Origin of the sequence: Streptomyces poriticola, assembly GCF_036689765.1 — a bacterium.
GTDB classification, from domain to species: domain Bacteria; phylum Actinomycetota; class Actinomycetes; order Streptomycetales; family Streptomycetaceae; genus Streptomyces; species Streptomyces poriticola.
Window position 1 is genome coordinate 115,981 of sequence record NZ_JBAGKH010000011.1, and the last position, 15,889, is coordinate 131,869.

The 15,889-nt window shown below is 72.9% G+C and carries 12 protein-coding genes and 1 pseudogene; 9 read left to right on the plus strand and 4 right to left on the minus strand.

The genetic code is table 11. The annotated features are described in order from the left end of the window. Positions 1–11: 11 nt before the first annotated feature. The 5 genes from V5O46_RS17320 to V5O46_RS17340 all read left to right on the plus strand — a co-directional run bounded on the left by V5O46_RS17320 (position 12) and on the right by V5O46_RS17340 (position 8,445). Positions 12–1,694: a serine/threonine-protein kinase gene (locus V5O46_RS17320; protein WP_332885523.1), complete on the plus strand. Its 1,683-nt coding sequence runs from the start codon at positions 12–14 to the stop codon at positions 1,692–1,694. A 90-nt stretch (positions 1,695–1,784) separates the two neighbouring features. Then, entirely contained in the window at positions 1,785–2,903 is a 1,119-nt protein-coding gene (locus V5O46_RS17325) for a serine/threonine-protein kinase (protein WP_332885496.1), read from the plus strand. Positions 2,904–3,009: 106 nt separating this feature from the next. Beyond that, positions 3,010–4,770: a serine/threonine-protein kinase gene (locus tag V5O46_RS17330; protein ID WP_332885497.1), complete on the plus strand. Its 1,761-nt coding sequence runs from the start codon at positions 3,010–3,012 to the stop codon at positions 4,768–4,770. Positions 4,771–4,929: 159 nt separating this feature from the next. Continuing rightward, entirely contained in the window at positions 4,930–6,588 is a 1,659-nt protein-coding gene (locus V5O46_RS17335) for a succinic semialdehyde dehydrogenase (protein ID WP_332885498.1), read from the plus strand. Positions 6,589–6,627: 39 nt separating this feature from the next. Then, positions 6,628–8,445, plus strand: a complete 1,818-nt coding sequence (locus tag V5O46_RS17340; RefSeq protein ID WP_332885499.1) for a GMC family oxidoreductase — start codon at positions 6,628–6,630, stop codon at positions 8,443–8,445. A 106-nt stretch (positions 8,446–8,551) separates the two neighbouring features. Here the strand turns inward: V5O46_RS17340 and V5O46_RS17345 are convergent, their stop codons facing one another. Both V5O46_RS17345 and V5O46_RS17350 read right to left on the minus strand, forming a co-directional pair. After that, positions 8,552–9,679: an LPXTG cell wall anchor domain-containing protein gene (locus V5O46_RS17345; protein ID WP_332885500.1), complete on the minus strand. Its 1,128-nt coding sequence runs from the start codon at positions 9,677–9,679 to the stop codon at positions 8,552–8,554. 643 nt (positions 9,680–10,322) lie between these two features. Further along, on the minus strand, positions 10,323–10,625 hold the full coding sequence (locus V5O46_RS17350) for a chorismate mutase (protein WP_332885501.1): 303 nt from the start codon (positions 10,623–10,625) through the stop codon (positions 10,323–10,325). A gap of 381 nt (positions 10,626–11,006) precedes the next feature. Between V5O46_RS17350 and guaA the strand changes: the two genes are divergently transcribed. Next, complete coding sequence (gene guaA / locus V5O46_RS17355) at positions 11,007–12,590, plus strand: glutamine-hydrolyzing GMP synthase (RefSeq protein WP_332885502.1); 1,584 nt, start codon at positions 11,007–11,009, stop codon at positions 12,588–12,590. Between the two features lie 24 nt (positions 12,591–12,614). On the opposite strand, the gene V5O46_RS17360 is transcribed toward guaA, so the two are convergent. Continuing rightward, positions 12,615–13,103, minus strand: coding sequence for a pyridoxamine 5'-phosphate oxidase family protein (locus V5O46_RS17360; RefSeq protein ID WP_332885503.1), 489 nt, complete (start codon positions 13,101–13,103; stop codon positions 12,615–12,617). A gap of 161 nt (positions 13,104–13,264) precedes the next feature. Here V5O46_RS17360 and V5O46_RS17365 point away from each other — a divergent pair, with 161 nt between their 5' ends. Together V5O46_RS17365 and V5O46_RS17370 are read left to right on the plus strand one after the other, a co-directional pair. Beyond that, positions 13,265–14,068, plus strand: a complete 804-nt coding sequence (locus V5O46_RS17365) for a class II aldolase/adducin family protein (protein ID WP_332885504.1) — start codon at positions 13,265–13,267, stop codon at positions 14,066–14,068. Between the two features lie 141 nt (positions 14,069–14,209). Beyond that, positions 14,210–15,535: a hypothetical protein gene (locus V5O46_RS17370; RefSeq protein WP_332885505.1), complete on the plus strand. Its 1,326-nt coding sequence runs from the start codon at positions 14,210–14,212 to the stop codon at positions 15,533–15,535. Between the two features lie 57 nt (positions 15,536–15,592). On the opposite strand, the pseudogene V5O46_RS17375 reads toward V5O46_RS17370, so the two are convergent. Then, a pseudogene (locus V5O46_RS17375) lies at positions 15,593–15,803 on the minus strand (IS5/IS1182 family transposase); the annotation flags it as partial. On the opposite strand from V5O46_RS17375, the gene V5O46_RS17380 reads away from it, so the two are divergent. Next, complete coding sequence (locus V5O46_RS17380; protein WP_332885527.1) at positions 15,735–15,878, plus strand: hypothetical protein; 144 nt, start codon at positions 15,735–15,737, stop codon at positions 15,876–15,878. The pseudogene V5O46_RS17375 and the gene V5O46_RS17380 sit on opposite strands and share 69 nt — an antisense overlap. Positions 15,879–15,889: the final 11 nt, after the last annotated feature.

Genomic DNA, 15,889 nt, shown 5'->3' on the forward strand with positions numbered 1-15,889 from the left:
ACGTGAATCAGATGCAGGGCCGGCTTCTCGCGGGCCGCTACCGGCTCGGCGACACCATCGGCAGCGGGGGCATGGGCCGGGTGTGGCGGGCCCACGACGAGGTGCTGCACCGCTCCGTCGCCGTCAAGGAGCTGACCGCCGCCCTCTACGTCTCCGAGAGCGACCGGGCCATCCTGCTCGCCCGGACCCGGGGCGAGGCGCGGGCGGCGGCGCGGATCAACCACTCGGCCGTCGTCACCGTCCACGACGTGCTCGAACACGACGGCCGGCCATGGATCGTGATGGAGCTGGTGGAGGGCCGCTCGCTCGCCGACGCGGTCACCGACGGCGGCCGTGTCGAGCCCCGGGAGGCCGCGCGGGTCGGCCTCTGGGTGCTGCGCGCCCTGCGCGCCGCGCACTCCGCCGGCGTGCTGCACCGCGACATCAAGCCCGGCAACGTCCTGCTCGGCCGCGACGGACGCGTCATGCTCACCGACTTCGGCATCGCGCAGATCGAGGGCGACACCACCATCACCCGCACCGGAGAGGTGGTCGGCTCCGTCGACTACCTCGCGCCCGAGCGGGTCCGCGGCCACGACCCAGGACCTGCCTCGGACCTGTGGGCGCTGGGCGCGACGCTCTACACCGCGGTGGAGGGCAGGTCGCCGTTCCGGCGCACCTCACCGCTGTCCACCATGCAGGCCGTGGTGGAGGAGGACGCCGACGAACCGCACCACGCCGGTCCCCTCGGCCCGGTCATCAGCGCTCTGCTGCGCAAGGATCCGGCCACCCGGCCCACCGCGGCCCAGGCCGAGCAGATGCTTGCGGAGGCGGCGGAGGGGCGGCGGCCCGACGCGGCCCAGGCGTATGTGCCGACGCGGGCCGAGAGCGGCGACCGCGGGCGCGGGGACGCCGGGTACCCCGGATATCCCGGACACTCCGGGACCGGCGCCTCGGGTACGACGCCCTATGCGCCGGGGACCGCTCCGGCGGGCGGAGGGTCCACGGCACCGGCACCGGCACCGGCACCGGCACCGGCGCCGCCCGCCGCCGCACCCGCCCGGGCCCGGCGCCGCCGGCTGCGCACGGCAGCCCTGGTCGTGGTGGTCGCCGCGCTGGTCGGCGCGGGCACCGCCGTGGTACTGCAGAAGTGGGGCCAGGGCCTGCGGGCGGAGAGCGGCGCCTCACCGGGGCCGACGGCCACGGACGGGACGACGGCGGCCCGGGGACCCGGAGGCGCCATTCCGGCCTCCTGGGAGCGCCGGGACGACCCGCTGGGTTTCAGCCTCTACCTGCCCGCGGACTGGAAGCGCACGGTCTTCAGCGCCGACGGCGACCTCACGCAGATCGACTACAGCCCCGACGGCGGCGAGCACTTCCTGCGCATAGCCGTCGACGCCTCGCCCGACTTCCACGACCCCTACGCCCACCAACTCGACCTGGAGGCCCAGCTCCAGCGCCTGGTCGACTACCGCCGGATCGCCCTGGAGCGCGGCAACTACCGGGACCGCAGCAGCGCCCGCTGGGAGTACACCTGGACCGCCCTGGCCAAGGACACCCCCTTCCCCGGCCCGCGCCGGGCCGTCGAGGAGACGTACATGTCCCGCGACGGGGTCGAGTACGCCCTCTACCTGTCCTCGCCCGCACCGGACTGGCCCACCGCCCGGGCGCAGTTCAAGGCGGTGCTGCAGGGCTGGCAGGAGAAGCGCGCCTGAGCACGCGAGCCCTGCGCGGACGCGTCGGTTGTCGGCCACCCGGGTGCGCGGGCCCCGGAGCCGTTCCGTCCGGTGGGGCATGATGGGCGCATGGTGACCGAGGGGGAGGGCGGGCGTGTCATCGCGGGCCGTTACCGGCTCGGGGAGCGGCTCGGCAGCGGCGGCATGGGCGTCGTCTGGCGGGCCACCGACGAACTGCTCGGCCGCCGGGTCGCCGTCAAGGCGCTCCCCCTCGACGAACCCCTGCTGCCCCGCGTCGAGTTGCGCGCCGCGGCCGAGGCCCGGCAGCGCCGTGAACGCACCCTGCGCGAGGCCCGCGCGGTCGCCCGGCTGAGCCACCCGCACATCATCGTCGTCCATGACGTCGTCGAGGACGACGGACGCCCGTACATCGTCATGGAGCTGATCGACGGCGGTTCGCTCGCCGACCGGATCGCCGCGCACGGGCCGGTGGACGCCGCCGAGGCCGCCCGGATCGGCCTGGCCCTGCTCGGTGCCCTGCGCACGGCGCACGCGGCCGGCGTCCTGCACCGTGACGTGAAGCCGTCCAACGTGCTGGTCGCCGAGGACGGGCGGGCCGTCCTCACCGACTTCGGCGTCGCCCAGGTCGAGGGCGCCAGCACGCTCACCGAGACGGGTTCCTTCGTCGGCTCGCCCGAGTACACCGCGCCCGAGCGGATGTCCGGCACCGGCACCGGGCCGGAGTCCGACCTGTGGTCGCTGGGCGCGCTGCTGTGCGCCGCTCTCAGCGGCGAGTCGCCGTTCCGCCGCGACTCGCTGGGCGGCATCGTGCGCGCCGTCGTCGACGAGGCGGTCCGGCCGCCCGCACAGGCGGGGCCGCTGCTGCCGGTCGTCCGCGGTCTGCTCGAACGCGACCCGCGGCGGCGGCTGGACGCGGCCGGGGCGGAGCGGATGCTGCGCGCGTTTCTGGCCACCGGACGTACGCCGGCGCCGACGCCCTCACCCGCCGCCGGCGACCAGCCGCGGCACGGCAGACGGGGCCGGCTGGTCGCGGTGCTGCTGGCCGCGGCGACGGCGGGCGCGGGCATCGGCACGGCCGTGCTGCTGGCGGACGGCCCCGACGGGGACGGAGGCGGGGGCGGCGCGCCGACGAGTTCGGCGCCCGGCACGCCGCCGTCGCAGCGTTCGCCCTCGCCCTCGCCGTCGTCGGCCTTCTCCTCGCCGTCGTCCCCGACTCCGTCCCCCTGATCCGACGTCCCGAACGGGAGGTATGCGGGCGGTGCGGGTCACGGGTCTGTGACCGGAACCGGCCCCCGGTGGATCCGGGCACGCCCGGCACGATATGGATAACTCCATGAGCAGCAACGGGGGAGCCCGACAAGGGGCTGACGAGCCGACGAGTTTCGGTCTGCAGGCGCCGAACCCGCACGCCGCCGTGGAGCAGCCGGGACACCCGTACCCGGTGCCCACCCAGGTCGTGCCGGGCCCGCAGCAGCCTGCCGCCCAACCGCATCAGCAGTCGCAACTGCCGCAACAGCCGACCTCTCCGTCGTCCGCGCCGCCTGCGCCCACCACGCCCGCGGCGCCCGCCGCGCCCGTCGCTTCCTCCGTGCCGGATCCCGGCGCCGGGCGGTTGGTCGCCGGCCGCTACCGGCTGCTCGGCAAGCTCGGACACGGCGGCATGGGCACGGTGTGGCGTGCCAAGGACGAGACGGTGGACCGCGAGGTCGCCGTCAAGGAGCCCCGGGTCCCGGACCACCTTCCCGAGCGGGAACGGGACAACGCCTTCGAGCGGATGCGCCGTGAGGCGCGGGCCGCGGCCCGGCTCGACCACCCGGCGGTGGTCAGCGTGCACGACGTCGCGGTCGTCGACGGCCGGCCGTGGATCGTGATGGAGCTGGTGCAGGGACGTTCGCTCGGCGATGTGCTCCAGGAGGGCACCCTGAGCGTCCGCGAGGCCGCCCGGATCGGCCTGGAGGTGCTCGGCGCACTGGAGGCCGCGCACGCCGCGGGGATCCTGCACCGAGACGTCAAGCCGGACAACGTCCTGCTCGGCCGGCACGACCGGGTCGTCCTCACCGACTTCGGCATCGCCCAGATCGAGGGCGAGACCAACCTGACCGACACCGGCGGCTTCGTCGGTTCGCCCGAGTACATCGCCCCGGAGCGGGTGCTGGGGCAGCGCCCCGGCCCCGCGAGCGACCTGTGGTCGCTCGGCGTCGTGCTGTACGCGGCGACGGAGGGCGTCTCGCCGTTCCGCCGCAGCAACACGCCGGCCACGCTCCAGTCGGTCCTGAACGCCGTGCCCGCCGCGCCCGCCTCCGCGCAGGGACCGCTGGCCGATGTCGTCACCGGACTGCTCGACAAGGACCCCGCGCGCCGCCCGGACGCCGCCCGGGTGCGGGCCCTGCTGGACGCCGCCGCCCGTCCGCCGGCTCCGCAGCCCACCCAGGCCGTCCCGTCGGCGGCGGTGCCGGGCGGCGGTCGCCGCCGGCGGTTCGGGCGTAGGGCGTGGCTGGGCGCCGGCGCCGCGGTGACGGCCGCCGCGGTGGCCGCGTACCTGGTGATCGCGGACCCGTTCGCGGGGCCGCTGCCCGAGGGCTGGAAGAAGCAGGACCTCGGGGCCAGGGCCGGGGTCAGCGTGGGCATCCCGGACAGCTTCGTGAAGCTGGAGCCCGGGGACGAGTGGGACGGCACCAACGCGACGTTCGCCGACCCCAGCGGCCTGGTGAAGATCCATGTGGACCGCGACCCCGAGACCGACGAGGACGGCACCGGGAAGCTCCCCGACACCGCGGCGGGCCAGGCGTTCGCGGACTGGGAGATGCTCCGGGACGGCGAGTACTCCTGGGGCTTCGCCGACGAACCCGCCCCGCAGGGGGAGCCCAAGGCGTCCACGTACCGGGGTAACAAGGCGGCCGAGAACACCATCGTCTACACCACGACGGACTCGCAGGAACCGCGGGTGCGGGAGTTCCGGATCGTCTACTACCGGTCGACCGCCGGTGACATGTACCGGATCTACGTCGACTACCCGGGCAAGGGCTACTTCGCCGACGAGGGCCGGGAGATCGCCCGGACCGCGATCGCCAACTGGGAGGTCGGCAAGCTCTGAGGAGAGCGGCGCGCAGAATCCGCGTCGTTCCGCCACCGCCCGTACAAGGCGCTGATCAGGGGGTTTACTGCCAGCGATCGCTGGCGGTGTGTGAGCAGTCGGTGAATGCCTATTACCGACGGGTACACAAAGCGTTCGCCGCGGCATACCCTGCCGCTCATGACGGACGCGCAGGCCCCGGAAACGACGGGTACGGAAGAGACCGGCACGGCACAGCCCGGCACGGCACAGCCCGGCACCAACCCTCTCGCCCCCGCCCCGGCGGGCGCCCGCACCGCCGCCGACGTGGTCACCCCCGAGCTGGTCGCCCAGCTCACCAAGGGCGTCGTCGGCTCCGGACGCACCGCCAACCACACCCCGTTCACCGGCGGGAAGCTGGCCGACCTCCCCGAGTCCACGCCCGAGGACGTGGCCAGGGCCTTCGCACTGGCCCGCACCGCCCAGCCCGTGTGGGCCCGCACCCCGGTACGGCAGCGCGCGGCCGTCCTGCTGCGCTTCCACGACCTGGTGCTGGAGCGCCAGGCCGAGGTGCTCGACCTCATCCAGCTGGAGACCGGCAAGGCCCGGCTGCACGCCCACGAGGAGGTGCAGGCCGTAGCCGTCGCCGCCCGGCACTACGGCCGCCGCGCCGCCGCGTATCTGCGGCCCAAGCGGCACGCCGGCGCCGTACCGGCACTGACGAAGGTCACCGAGCTGCGCCACCCGCGCGGTGTGGTCGGCCAGATCGCCCCGTGGAACTACCCGCTGGAGCTGTCCGTCGGTGACGCGCTCCCGGCGTTCGCCGCGGGCAACGCGGTCGTGATGAAGCCCGACACCGAGACCTGCCTCACCGCCCTGTGGGCCCGCGACCTGCTCGTCGAGGCAGGCCTGCCCGCCGACGTCTTCCAGGTCGTCCTCGGCGACGGCCCGGTCGTCGGCCCCGAGGTGGTCCGCCACGCCGACTACGTCTCGTTCACCGGCTCCACCCGCACCGGCCGCGAGGTCGCCCGGGGCGCCGCCGCCCGCCTGGTCGGCGTCTCCCTCGAACTCGGCGGCAAGAACGCCATGCTGGTGCTGGAGGACGCCGACGTCGACAAGGCGGCGGCCGGTGCCGTGCGCGCCTGCTTCTCCTCCGCCGGACAGCTGTGCATCTCCATCGAGCGGCTCTACGTCCACGAGTCCGTCGCCGACGCCTTCCTGGACCGGTTCGCCGCCCGCACCCGCGCGATGCGGCTGGGCACCTCCCTCGCCTACGGCGCCGACATGGGCTCCCTGGTGGGCGAGCGGCAGCTGGAGACCGTCGAGCGCCATGTCGCCGACGCCGTCGCGGGCGGCGCGAAGGTGGTCGCCGGCGGGGTGGCCCGCCCCGACATCGGCCCCTACTTCTACGAGCCGACCATCCTCGACGGTGTCACGGACGCCATGACCCTGTGCGCCGAGGAGACCTTCGGCCCGGTCGTCTCCGTCTACCGATTCACCGACGAGGACGAGGCCGTGGAACGCGCCAACTCCACGCCGTACGGCCTGAACTCGGCAGTGTGGACCAAGGACGCCCGCCGCGGCCGGGACGTCGCCGCCCGGCTGCGCACCGGCACCGTCAACATCAACGAGGGCTACGCGCCCGCCTACGGCAGCGTCCAGTCGCCGATGGGCGGCATGAAGGACTCCGGTCTCGGCCGTCGGCACGGCTCCGAGGGCATCCTCAAGTACACCGAGGCGCAGACCGTCGCCCACCAGCGGCTGCTGCCGATGGCCCCGTCGCTGGGCATGGACGACGAGGCGTACGCCCGTCTCATGAGCCGCAGCCTGCGCCTGATGAAGGCGTTCCGCTTCCGCTAGTCACCCCCGGTCCGCCCCCGTTCTCGACGAGGAGAGCACGTGTCGCAGGAGAAGTCCGTCCAGACCCGGGACGAGAACGGGTACGACTACGACGTCATCGTCGTGGGGTCCGGATTCGGCGGCTCCGTGTCCGCCCTCCGCCTGACGGAGAAGGGATACCGCGTCGGCGTCCTGGAGGCGGGCCGCCGCTTCACCCGTGAGTCGCTGCCGAAGAACTCCTGGGACCTGAAGAACTACCTCTGGGCTCCGAAGCTCGGCATGTTCGGCCTGCAGCGCATCCACCTGCTCGGCAACGTCATGGTCCTGGCGGGCGCCGGGGTGGGCGGCGGCTCGCTCAACTACGCCAACACCCTCTACGAACCGCCGAAACCCTTCTTCGAGGACCCGCAGTGGCGGGACATCACCGACTGGCAGGAGGAGCTGAAGCCGTACTACGACCAGGCGCGGCGCATGCTCGGGGTCCGCCTCAACCCCACGACCACCCCCTCCGACGTGCATCTGAAGGCAGCGGCCGAGCGGATGGGCTGCGGCGACACCTTCCACATGGCCCCGGTCGGCGTCTTCTTCGGCGACGGCGAGGACGCCGACGGCAAGGCGAAGGCCAGGCCGGGGGAGAAGGCCGCGGACCCCTACTTCGGCGGCGCGGGGCCGGAGCGGCAGGCCTGCACCGAGTGCGGCGCCTGTATGACCGGCTGCCGCCTCGGCGCGAAGAACACCCTCAACGAGAACTACCTCTACCTCGCCGAGAAGGCGGGCGCGGTGGTGCACCCCATGACGACGGTCGTCTCCGTCACGGACGACTCGCGCGGCGGCTACGCGGTCGCCACCCTGCCCACCGACCGGAAGCGGAAGGGCCGGGGCCACACCTTCACCGCCCGCCGGATCGTGCTGGCCGCCGGCACCTACGGCACCCAGACCCTGCTGCACCGCATGAAGGCGAGCGGCCGGCTCCCGTACCTGTCCGACCGGCTCGGCGAGCTGACCCGCACCAACTCCGAGGCCCTGGTCGGCGCCCAGACCGACGACCGGCGCTACCGCCGGGCCACGGGCGAACCCCGGGCCGACTTCACCCGCGGCGTCGCCATCACGTCCTCGATCCACCCCGACGCCGACACCCACATCGAACCGGTCCGCTACGGCAAGGGCTCCAACTCGATGGGCGGCCTGTCCGTCCTCCAGGTGCCCTACGCGGGCGACACCGCCTCCGGCGCCTCCCGCGTCCTGGGCTTCCTGGCGCATGCGGCGAGGCACCCGTGGCTGGTGCTGCGCTCCCTGTCCAACCGGCGCTGGTCGGAGCGGACCATCATCGGCCTGGTGATGCAGTCGCTGGACAACTCCCTGACGACGTATCTGAAACCGTCCGGCGTCGGCAAGGGCCTGCTCACCGCCCGCCAGGGTCACGGCTCGCCCAACCCCAAGCAGATCAGGGCGGCGACGGAGGGTGCCTCGGCCCTCGCCGCCGAGATCAACGGTTTCGCCGGGTCCAACGTGGGAGAGCTGATGGGCACCCCGCTCACCGCCCACTTCCTGGGCGGCTGCCCGATCGGCGCCGACCGCGACTCCGGAGTCATCGACCCGTACCACCGGGTCTACGGCCACCCCGGCATCTCCGTCGTCGACGGCGCCGCGGTCTCGGCCAACCTGGGCGTCAACCCGTCGCTGACCATCACGGCCCAGGCCGAGCGCGCCATGTCGTACTGGCCGAACAGGGGCGAGACCGACCCGCGCCCGCGGCAGGGGGAGGCGTACCAGCGGATCGGCCCCGTCGAGCCCGGCGCGCCGGCGGTCCCGGCGGACGCGTTCGGCGCGCTGCGGCTGCCGCTGCTGGGGGTGCCGGCGGTACCGCCGAAGAAGTAGGAACAGAGGGGTGAGGTAAGAAAGAAGGACCTGCGCCCCCCTCCGAGCGCAGGTCCTTCTCTCCGTTCAAGGCCTCAAGGCCTCAAGGCCTCACGGCCTCACGGGGTCACGCGTGCGCACCGGCCTTGCGCCGCTTGACCGCGAAGAGCGCACCCGCACCCGCGACGACGGCGAACCCGCCGACGAGCCCGATCACGGGCAGCGCGGAGCTGGAACCGGTCTCGGCGAGGCTGCCGGTGATCTGCTTGACCTCGCCCTGCGGCTTCACACCGCTGCTGCCGGGCTCCTCGGGCTTCTTGCCGTTCGGCTTCGCGTCATCGACGTCACCCGGCTTCTCGCTGCCGGCGGCGAGCACGGTGATGTCGTAGTAGTCGCCGTTGCCGTAGCACTGGGCGCCCGCGGCGTCACTCGCGTACACGGCGTCGGTCATCGCGAAGGCGGCGCCGGCGGGGGCCGAGGCGTCGACCCGCACGCGCAGGTCGAACGTCACGGCGGTGTCCTTCTCCAGGCTCTCGACGAGGGCGACGAAGGAGCCGGGGAAGTCGAGTGACTCACCGTCCTCGAACTCCAGCGACTGCTGGAAGCCGGAGGTCCACCTGCCGTCCTCCTTGACCTGGATCTCGGCCAGCTCGACGGCGAGCGAGGCCTCGGTGGCCTCCTCGTACTCGGTGTACGCCTCGACCCAGACGTCCTTCAGGTCCTTGTCCGAGGCGTTCTCGACCACGTACTGGAAGTTGTGCCAGCCCGAGCCCGCGACGATCTTGTTCGGCAGGCCTTCGATCGTGGCGGTGAGCTTCTCGTCCCAGTCGTAGCTCTCGCAGTCCTGGTACGGGTCCCACTCCGGCTCGTCGGTGCCGGCGGACTCGGTCGGCGAGGAGGTGACCGACGGCGACGCGTCGCCGGTCTCGTCCTCGTCGTCCTTCTTGTCGCCGTCGGTGTCGCCGGTGTTGTCACCGGTGGTGTCGCCGTCCTCCGTGTCCTTGTCGGACTCGGCCTCCTCGGCGGACGGGTCCTGCTCCTCCGTGGACTCGGAGGCGGCGGCCGACGTGGACGCGGCGGCGCCGTCGGTGTCCTCGGCGGAGGAGTCGCCCGATTCGGCGCCCTCCGTCGCGGTGACGCTGGGGGAGGGAGACGTGTCGTCGCCCGTCGCGAACGCTGCCGGTGCCGAGAGCAGGGCGAGCGGCGCGAGAACGGCCGTCGCGGCAGCGACGGCCATGGCGCGGCGAAGCTTCATGAAGACCTCAAGAAGTCCTGAGTGCTGCGCTGTCGCAGCACGCGCTAAGTGGGCTGTTCCGCGGGTGGGGCCGCGGGTGGGGCCCTTGATTCAGGAGGTTTGATCAGTGAAGCCTGTGAAAGGTTGTTCTGATCTGACGGAAAATTTATGTGTTCTGCATCACTGAGTTTCGGCCATGACTCACGGCTATTCGGACATGGCCACCTGGACATGACGAAGGGCCCCGCGGGACGTCTCCGCGGGGCCCTTCTCCAGTCAGCACCGGCGTCAGGGCAGCACCGGTGCCTGGGGAGCGGCGCCGGGGGGTAGCGCCGCTGGCTCGGTCTTCGGCCAGGTCTTCGCATCGTGCTGGACGGGAGTGGCCTCCGCAACCCGTTCGACCCGGACTCGGGGGTGTTCCGCCGGTCGGCCCCGGGCGTCCCCGGAGCCGACCGTTCTCTTGGTGACCGGGCTGCTGTCCCCTGCCGTCCGGTCACTTCCCTGGAGCGAGGTCCCACGACGCACAGCACGATCCGTACGTCTCATCGCCCCAGCGAGCCACGCGTGGTTCTTTCGGGCCCGCCCCTGGCTGGCACGGACAACCGGACCAACGACGCGGTCCGGCGGCCGGTCACGCGCCGTACGGGTGAGAGGGCTTCCGAACTCAGATGCGACCGCGGCACAGTTCGAGCAGCGTCATGGCCAGCGCGGTGCCGGGCTTGCCCAGCGCCTCACGGTAGTGGTCGAGGACCTCCATCTCCCGGGAGAGGTTCACGCGCCGGCCGCCGGAGGTGATCCGGGCCTCCTGGATCACCGCGGAGACGGCCATCCGCTCCTGGATCAGACCGATGATGCGGTCGTCGAGGGCATCGATGCGTTCCCGGGCGCCGGTGATCACGCCGGCGGCCTCGGTGGTGCGGGCGCCGGTCCGCTCGGCGGCGGAAGCGGGGGCGGTGGTGGCGGTCATGTCGGGGGCTCCTCGTGGTGGGCGGTGGCTGCCCCGGAGCGACACGGTCCGTGAAACGCCAGGCGCCCCGGACCGTATCGGCCCGGGGCGCCTGGGAAGTCGCTTGTCAGTTGCTCAAGCAGCACGACCATGGCAGCCGGCGGGCCGGTCGCCATAGGTAAAGACGAAGGTCTGGTGCGTGAGCATGGGGTCAGTATGCCGTGGGGGCCGACGGCGTCCAAGCCGGTTCGCATGGTGAGACGACGTCGCCCCCCGCCGGGCGCCCGCCGGGGGGCGGGGTGAGGGCTGGTTGCCGACGGGGTGCAGGGCGGGACGTCCCGCACCGTCCTCTCGGTAGAATCAGGAAGCACAAGACCCCGCCCCACCGCCGGAAGGCACCCCGTGTCATCAGCGACCCACGCTGCCAGCGCCGCCCCCGACACCGTCCTGGTCGTCGACTTCGGCGCGCAGTACGCCCAGCTCATCGCCCGTCGCGTCCGCGAGGCGCGGGTCTACAGCGAGATCGTGCCGAGCACCACGCCGGTCGAGGAGATGCTCGCCAGGAACCCGGCGGCGATCATCCTCTCCGGCGGCCCCTCGTCGGTGTACGAGCCCGGCGCCCCGACCGTCGACCGCTCCCTGTTCGAGGCGGGCGTCCCCGTCTTCGGCATGTGCTACGGCTTCCAGCTGATGGCGCAGTCCCTCGGCGGCACGGTCGACAACACCGGAGCCCGCGAGTACGGCCGTACCGACCTGGCGGTCTCCCGCCCGTCCTCCACCCTCTTCGAGGGCACCCCGGCCGAACAGGCCGTGTGGATGTCGCACGGCGACGCCTGCTCCGCGGCCCCCGCGGGTTTCACGGTCACGGCCTCCACGGACGTCGTCCCGGTCGCCGCCTTCGAGAACGACGACCTGAAGCTGTACGGCGTCCAGTACCACCCCGAGGTGATGCACTCCACCCACGGGCAGCAGGTACTGGAGCACTTCCTCTACCGCGGCGCGGGCCTGACCCCGGACTGGACCACCGGCAACGTGATCGAGGAGCAGGTCGCCGCGATCCGCGCCCAGGTCGGCGACCGGCGCGCCATCTGCGGGCTGTCCGGCGGTGTGGACTCCGCGGTCGCCGCCGCCCTGGTCCAGAAGGCCATCGGCTCCCAGCTCACCTGCGTCTACGTCGACCACGGGCTGATGCGCAAGGGTGAGACCGAGCAGGTCGAGAAGGACTTCGTGGCCGCGACCGGCGTCCAGCTGAAGGTCGTGGACGCCAGCGAGCGGTTCCTGGCCGCGCTCAAGGGGGTCTCCGACCCCGAGGAGAAGCGGAAGATCATCGGCCGGGAGTTCATCCGGGTCTTCGAGCAGGCCCAGGCCGAGATCATCGCCGACCAGGGTCCGGCCGTGGAGTTCCTCGTCCAGGGCACCCTGTACCCCGACGTGGTCGAGTCCGGCGGCGGCACCGGCACCGCCAACATCAAGTCGCACCACAATGTCGGCGGACTCCCCGAGGACCTGGAGTTCCGGCTGATCGAACCGCTGCGCAAGCTGTTCAAGGACGAGGTCCGCATGGTCGGCCAGGAACTGGGCCTGCCGGAGGAGATCGTCCAGCGCCAGCCGTTCCCGGGCCCGGGCCTCGGCATCCGGATCGTCGGCGAGGTCACCGGGGAGCGGCTCGACCTGCTCCGCGAGGCCGATGCCATCGCCCGCGAGGAGCTGACCGCGGCCGGCCTCGACCGCACGATCTGGCAGTGCCCGGTGGTGCTGCTCGCGGACGTCCGCTCCGTCGGCGTCCAGGGCGACGGCCGGACCTACGGCCACCCGATCGTGCTGCGCCCGGTCTCCAGCGAGGACGCCATGACGGCCGACTGGTCCCGGCTGCCCTACGAGGTGCTCAGCCGGATCTCGACCCGGATCACCAACGAGGTCAAGGACGTCAACCGCGTCGTCCTGGACGTGACCAGCAAGCCGCCGGGGACGATCGAGTGGGAGTGAGCCCCCGCGGGGGCGCCCGGCCCGCTACGTGCGCTTGATCGTGCGCACGGCCTCGCCGGGCCTCCACACCTGGACGACCAGATACGTGTCGTCCTCGACGTAGGTCCGGACGACCTCCGTCAGCTCGGTGCGGAAGAGGTGGAACGGCTCCGGCGGTTCCACCTCTTCGCCGTACGCGGCCTTCGTCTCCGGGTCCGCCACCTCGATCGCCCGTCCCGCGATCCGTACGTCGCCACCGCCCATGCCGGTGCCGTCGCCGGGGTTCGCCTGGAGCGCGAAGCGCGCGTCCCCGCGCAGATCCAGGGCCTTGCGCGAGTCCGGCATCATGCCCAGCCACAGCTCGCCGCGGGAGAAGCGCACCTCCAGGCCCGTGGTCCGGGGGGAGCCGTCGCTGCGCAGGGTCGCCAGGACATGGTGCGGATACGCGCCGAAGCGCGCCTCGACGGTCGCGGCCAGATCCGGTTCCGCGGCGGTGAAGGCGGCCCAGTTCGCTGTCGTACGGCTCACTGTCATACGGCGAGTATCCCGCCGATACCGGACACCCTCTGTCGGGTATCGCGCGTTTCTGACGCCGGTGCGGCCCTCCGGGTCATCCTTTGCACAATGGACGCTGCCGGGGCGGACGCACCGACGGTAACTTCCGACCCGTACAGCACCCCAGCGCCGGAGGACACATGCACGGGACGCCCGGGGCCACTCCGCCCCCGCCGCTGCCCACCGACAGGCTGCAGTTCGCGATGCCGCCGATGCACGACTCGGTCGAGGACGAACGGCGGCACCGCAAGGAACGGCTCGCCGGCGCACTCCGGATCTTCGGACGGTACGGCCTGGAGGACGGGGTCTCCGGGCACATCACCGCCCGCGACCCCGAGTTCACCGACTGCTTCTGGGTCAACCCGTTCGGCATGCCCTTCCAGCACGTCACGGTCGGCGACCTGGTGCTGGCCAACTCCGGCGGCCAGGTCGTCGACGGGCGCTACCACGTCAACCAGGCCGCCTTCACCGTGCACTCCCAGGTACACGCCGCCCGCCCCGACGTCGTCGCCGTCGCGCACTGCCACTCGGTGCACGGGCGCGCCCTCGCCGCCCTCGGCGGACTCCTCGACCCGATCACCCAGGAGAGCTGCGCCTTCTACGAGGACCATGCCCTGTACGACGCCTATACCGGCGTCGCGGTGGACACGGAGGAGGGGCGGCGCATCGCCGCCGCGCTCGGTTCCCGCAAGGCCCTCGTGCTGCGCAACCACGGCCTGCTGACCGTCGGCGACTCGGTGGACGCCGCGGCCTGGTGGTTCCTGTCGATGGAACGGTCCTGCCAGGTGCAGCTGACCGCGCGGGCGGCGGGCCGGCCGGTGCTGATCGACCACAAGGCGGCGGTGGCGACCCGCGAACAGCTCGGCGGGGACATCGTGGCCTGGATCAACTACCAGCCGCTGTGGCAGGACGTCAGCCGCAGCGAACCGGACCTGCTGAGCTGAACGAGCTCCCGTGACGGACCCTCGCAACGGGTCTCTCGCCGCCGGGTCAACACGGTGGACCGGGTGTCACTCGTGCCGGGCAGAGGGGGACGGGGGCGGCGGACGCGGACAGGGTCCGGTAGGGCACAATTCGACATCGTCATGGGCGAGTCAGGCGTGCAGCCGCACGGTGCGGTGCGGGGCGGAAGGCGGGAGTCCGGCGTGGCGGTGCAGGAGGCGGGACACGGTGGCGCGGACCTCTGCGGGGACCGCCCGGAATGCGCATGCGGGGCCCGCGAGGGCCACCGGCGCGCGGTCGCCCGGTTCCTGCTGAAGCGGGACGAGTTCGCGGCCGGGCAGGGGGTGCCGGCGGCGGTGGCCCACTCGCCCTCCGCCTCCCGGCAGTGGGTGTCCGAGGAGCTCGCCCAGTCCGCCGGGCTCGTCGCCGAGTGCGGCCGGGCTGAGGGGACCGCGTGGCTCGCCCGGCTGTGGCGGCGTACGGCCGGTGCGGTGTGGGCGGTGGTGGTCCTGCTGCTGCTCGTCCAGGCGCTCACCGCGATCGGCGGTGGCTGGACCGCGGCGCGCGGTGCCGGGCTGGTGGCGGCGCTGGTGGTGGCCGGGGTGCTGACCGCGGCGTCGTGGTTCCACCGGGCGCGCGGCGGGGTGCTGGCCCCGGTCATCGGCGAGGACAACCGGCTGTCCACCTCGCGCACGGTCGCCGCGGCCTGGGTGGTGTTCATCGGGTACGCGGTGCTCGTGCTGGCCGGGCAGCTGGCGGTGGCGTCCGCGCACGAGGAGCGGGACGCCCTGGTCGCCGGACTGGAGCTCGGCCGCGGGGCCGGGCTGGTGACGGTGCTCGCGGTGGTGTGCGGGATCGCGGTCCTGGTGCGGCGGGTGGTCGTGCTGCGGGTGCTGGGGCAGCGGCTGCAGAAGCTGCGGGCGGAGCGGCCCCGGGCGGCGGACCTGCTCACCGACGACGCGGGAAGAGGGGCCTTCACCGACATCCAGTACGTGGTGGTCAGCGCGGTCGCCCTGGTCTTCGTGGCGGTGCGGCTGGCGGTGCGGCCGCAGCAGCTGCCGGATCTCCCGTGGGGACTGGCGGTGGTGGTGCTGGTCTCGGCGGCGACGTATCTCGCGGGGAAGTACGCGGACGGCGGGCGGCCGGTGATCCTTTCCGTGGTGCGGGCGCGCGAGGCCGGCGACCTGGACGCCCCGATCCGGACCGGGGACGACCTGGAGATCCGCGGCGCCGGATTCGTGCCGCCGGGGGCCCAGCGGGCCGAGCTGCTGGCCCGCATGGTCGTCCGGATCGGTTCCGTCCATGTCCAGGTGCCGCTGGTGCCGGTCGCGGGCGGCTTCAGCAACCCGACGGACACGCTGCTGACGGTGCCGGTCCCGGCGGATGTGGAACCGGGGCAGGTGGTGGTGCAGGTGGTGACCGCGGCGGGCGTGGAGTCGAACCGGTGCGTGGTCGAGGTGACCGACTGAAGGGTGCTGCACAAGGCCGTGATCACGCAGGTCGGAGCGATGCTCGGACCTGCGTGATCATGCAGCGAGGGCGAGGTCGTGCCTGCGGGCGACGGCCTGGACGGCCTGGTGGAGGCCGTCGTCGCTTGCCGGCAGCCGCAGAGGATCTTTTAGTTCTTCATGCAGGACAAGGTGTGCTCGACGCGGGCGCGGACTTGCGATGCTGCCCGTTGTCCCTTTCCTCGCCCTTCAGCAGCGGCCGTCCCGGGCGTCTGCGGTGCGGGACGAGGTCGAGGCGTCGCTGAACGTCGCCGGGTTCGAGGTCGACGAGATCCTGCCAGGCGCCGGACCGGCCGGGCCTTGAACGGGTCTCAG

Excerpts from the sequence above, each read along its gene's own strand:
- V5O46_RS17350 (WP_332885501.1), bottom strand. The coding sequence starts at position 10,625 with ATGACCGCCACCACCGCCCCCGCTTCCGCCGCCGAGCGGACCGGCGCC.
- V5O46_RS17380 (WP_332885527.1), top strand. The coding sequence starts at position 15,735 with ATGCTGCCCGTTGTCCCTTTCCTCGCCCTTCAGCAGCGGCCGTCCCGG.
- V5O46_RS17325 (WP_332885496.1), top strand. The coding sequence starts at position 1,785 with ATGGTGACCGAGGGGGAGGGCGGGCGTGTCATCGCGGGCCGTTACCGG.
- V5O46_RS17365 (WP_332885504.1), top strand. The coding sequence starts at position 13,265 with ATGCACGGGACGCCCGGGGCCACTCCGCCCCCGCCGCTGCCCACCGAC.
- V5O46_RS17330 (WP_332885497.1), top strand. The coding sequence starts at position 3,010 with ATGAGCAGCAACGGGGGAGCCCGACAAGGGGCTGACGAGCCGACGAGT.
- V5O46_RS17370 (WP_332885505.1), top strand. The coding sequence starts at position 14,210 with ATGGGCGAGTCAGGCGTGCAGCCGCACGGTGCGGTGCGGGGCGGAAGG.
- V5O46_RS17320 (WP_332885523.1), top strand. The coding sequence starts at position 12 with ATGCAGGGCCGGCTTCTCGCGGGCCGCTACCGGCTCGGCGACACCATC.
- V5O46_RS17345 (WP_332885500.1), bottom strand. The coding sequence starts at position 9,679 with ATGAAGCTTCGCCGCGCCATGGCCGTCGCTGCCGCGACGGCCGTTCTC.
- V5O46_RS17335 (WP_332885498.1), top strand. The coding sequence starts at position 4,930 with ATGACGGACGCGCAGGCCCCGGAAACGACGGGTACGGAAGAGACCGGC.
- V5O46_RS17360 (WP_332885503.1), bottom strand. The coding sequence starts at position 13,103 with ATGACAGTGAGCCGTACGACAGCGAACTGGGCCGCCTTCACCGCCGCG.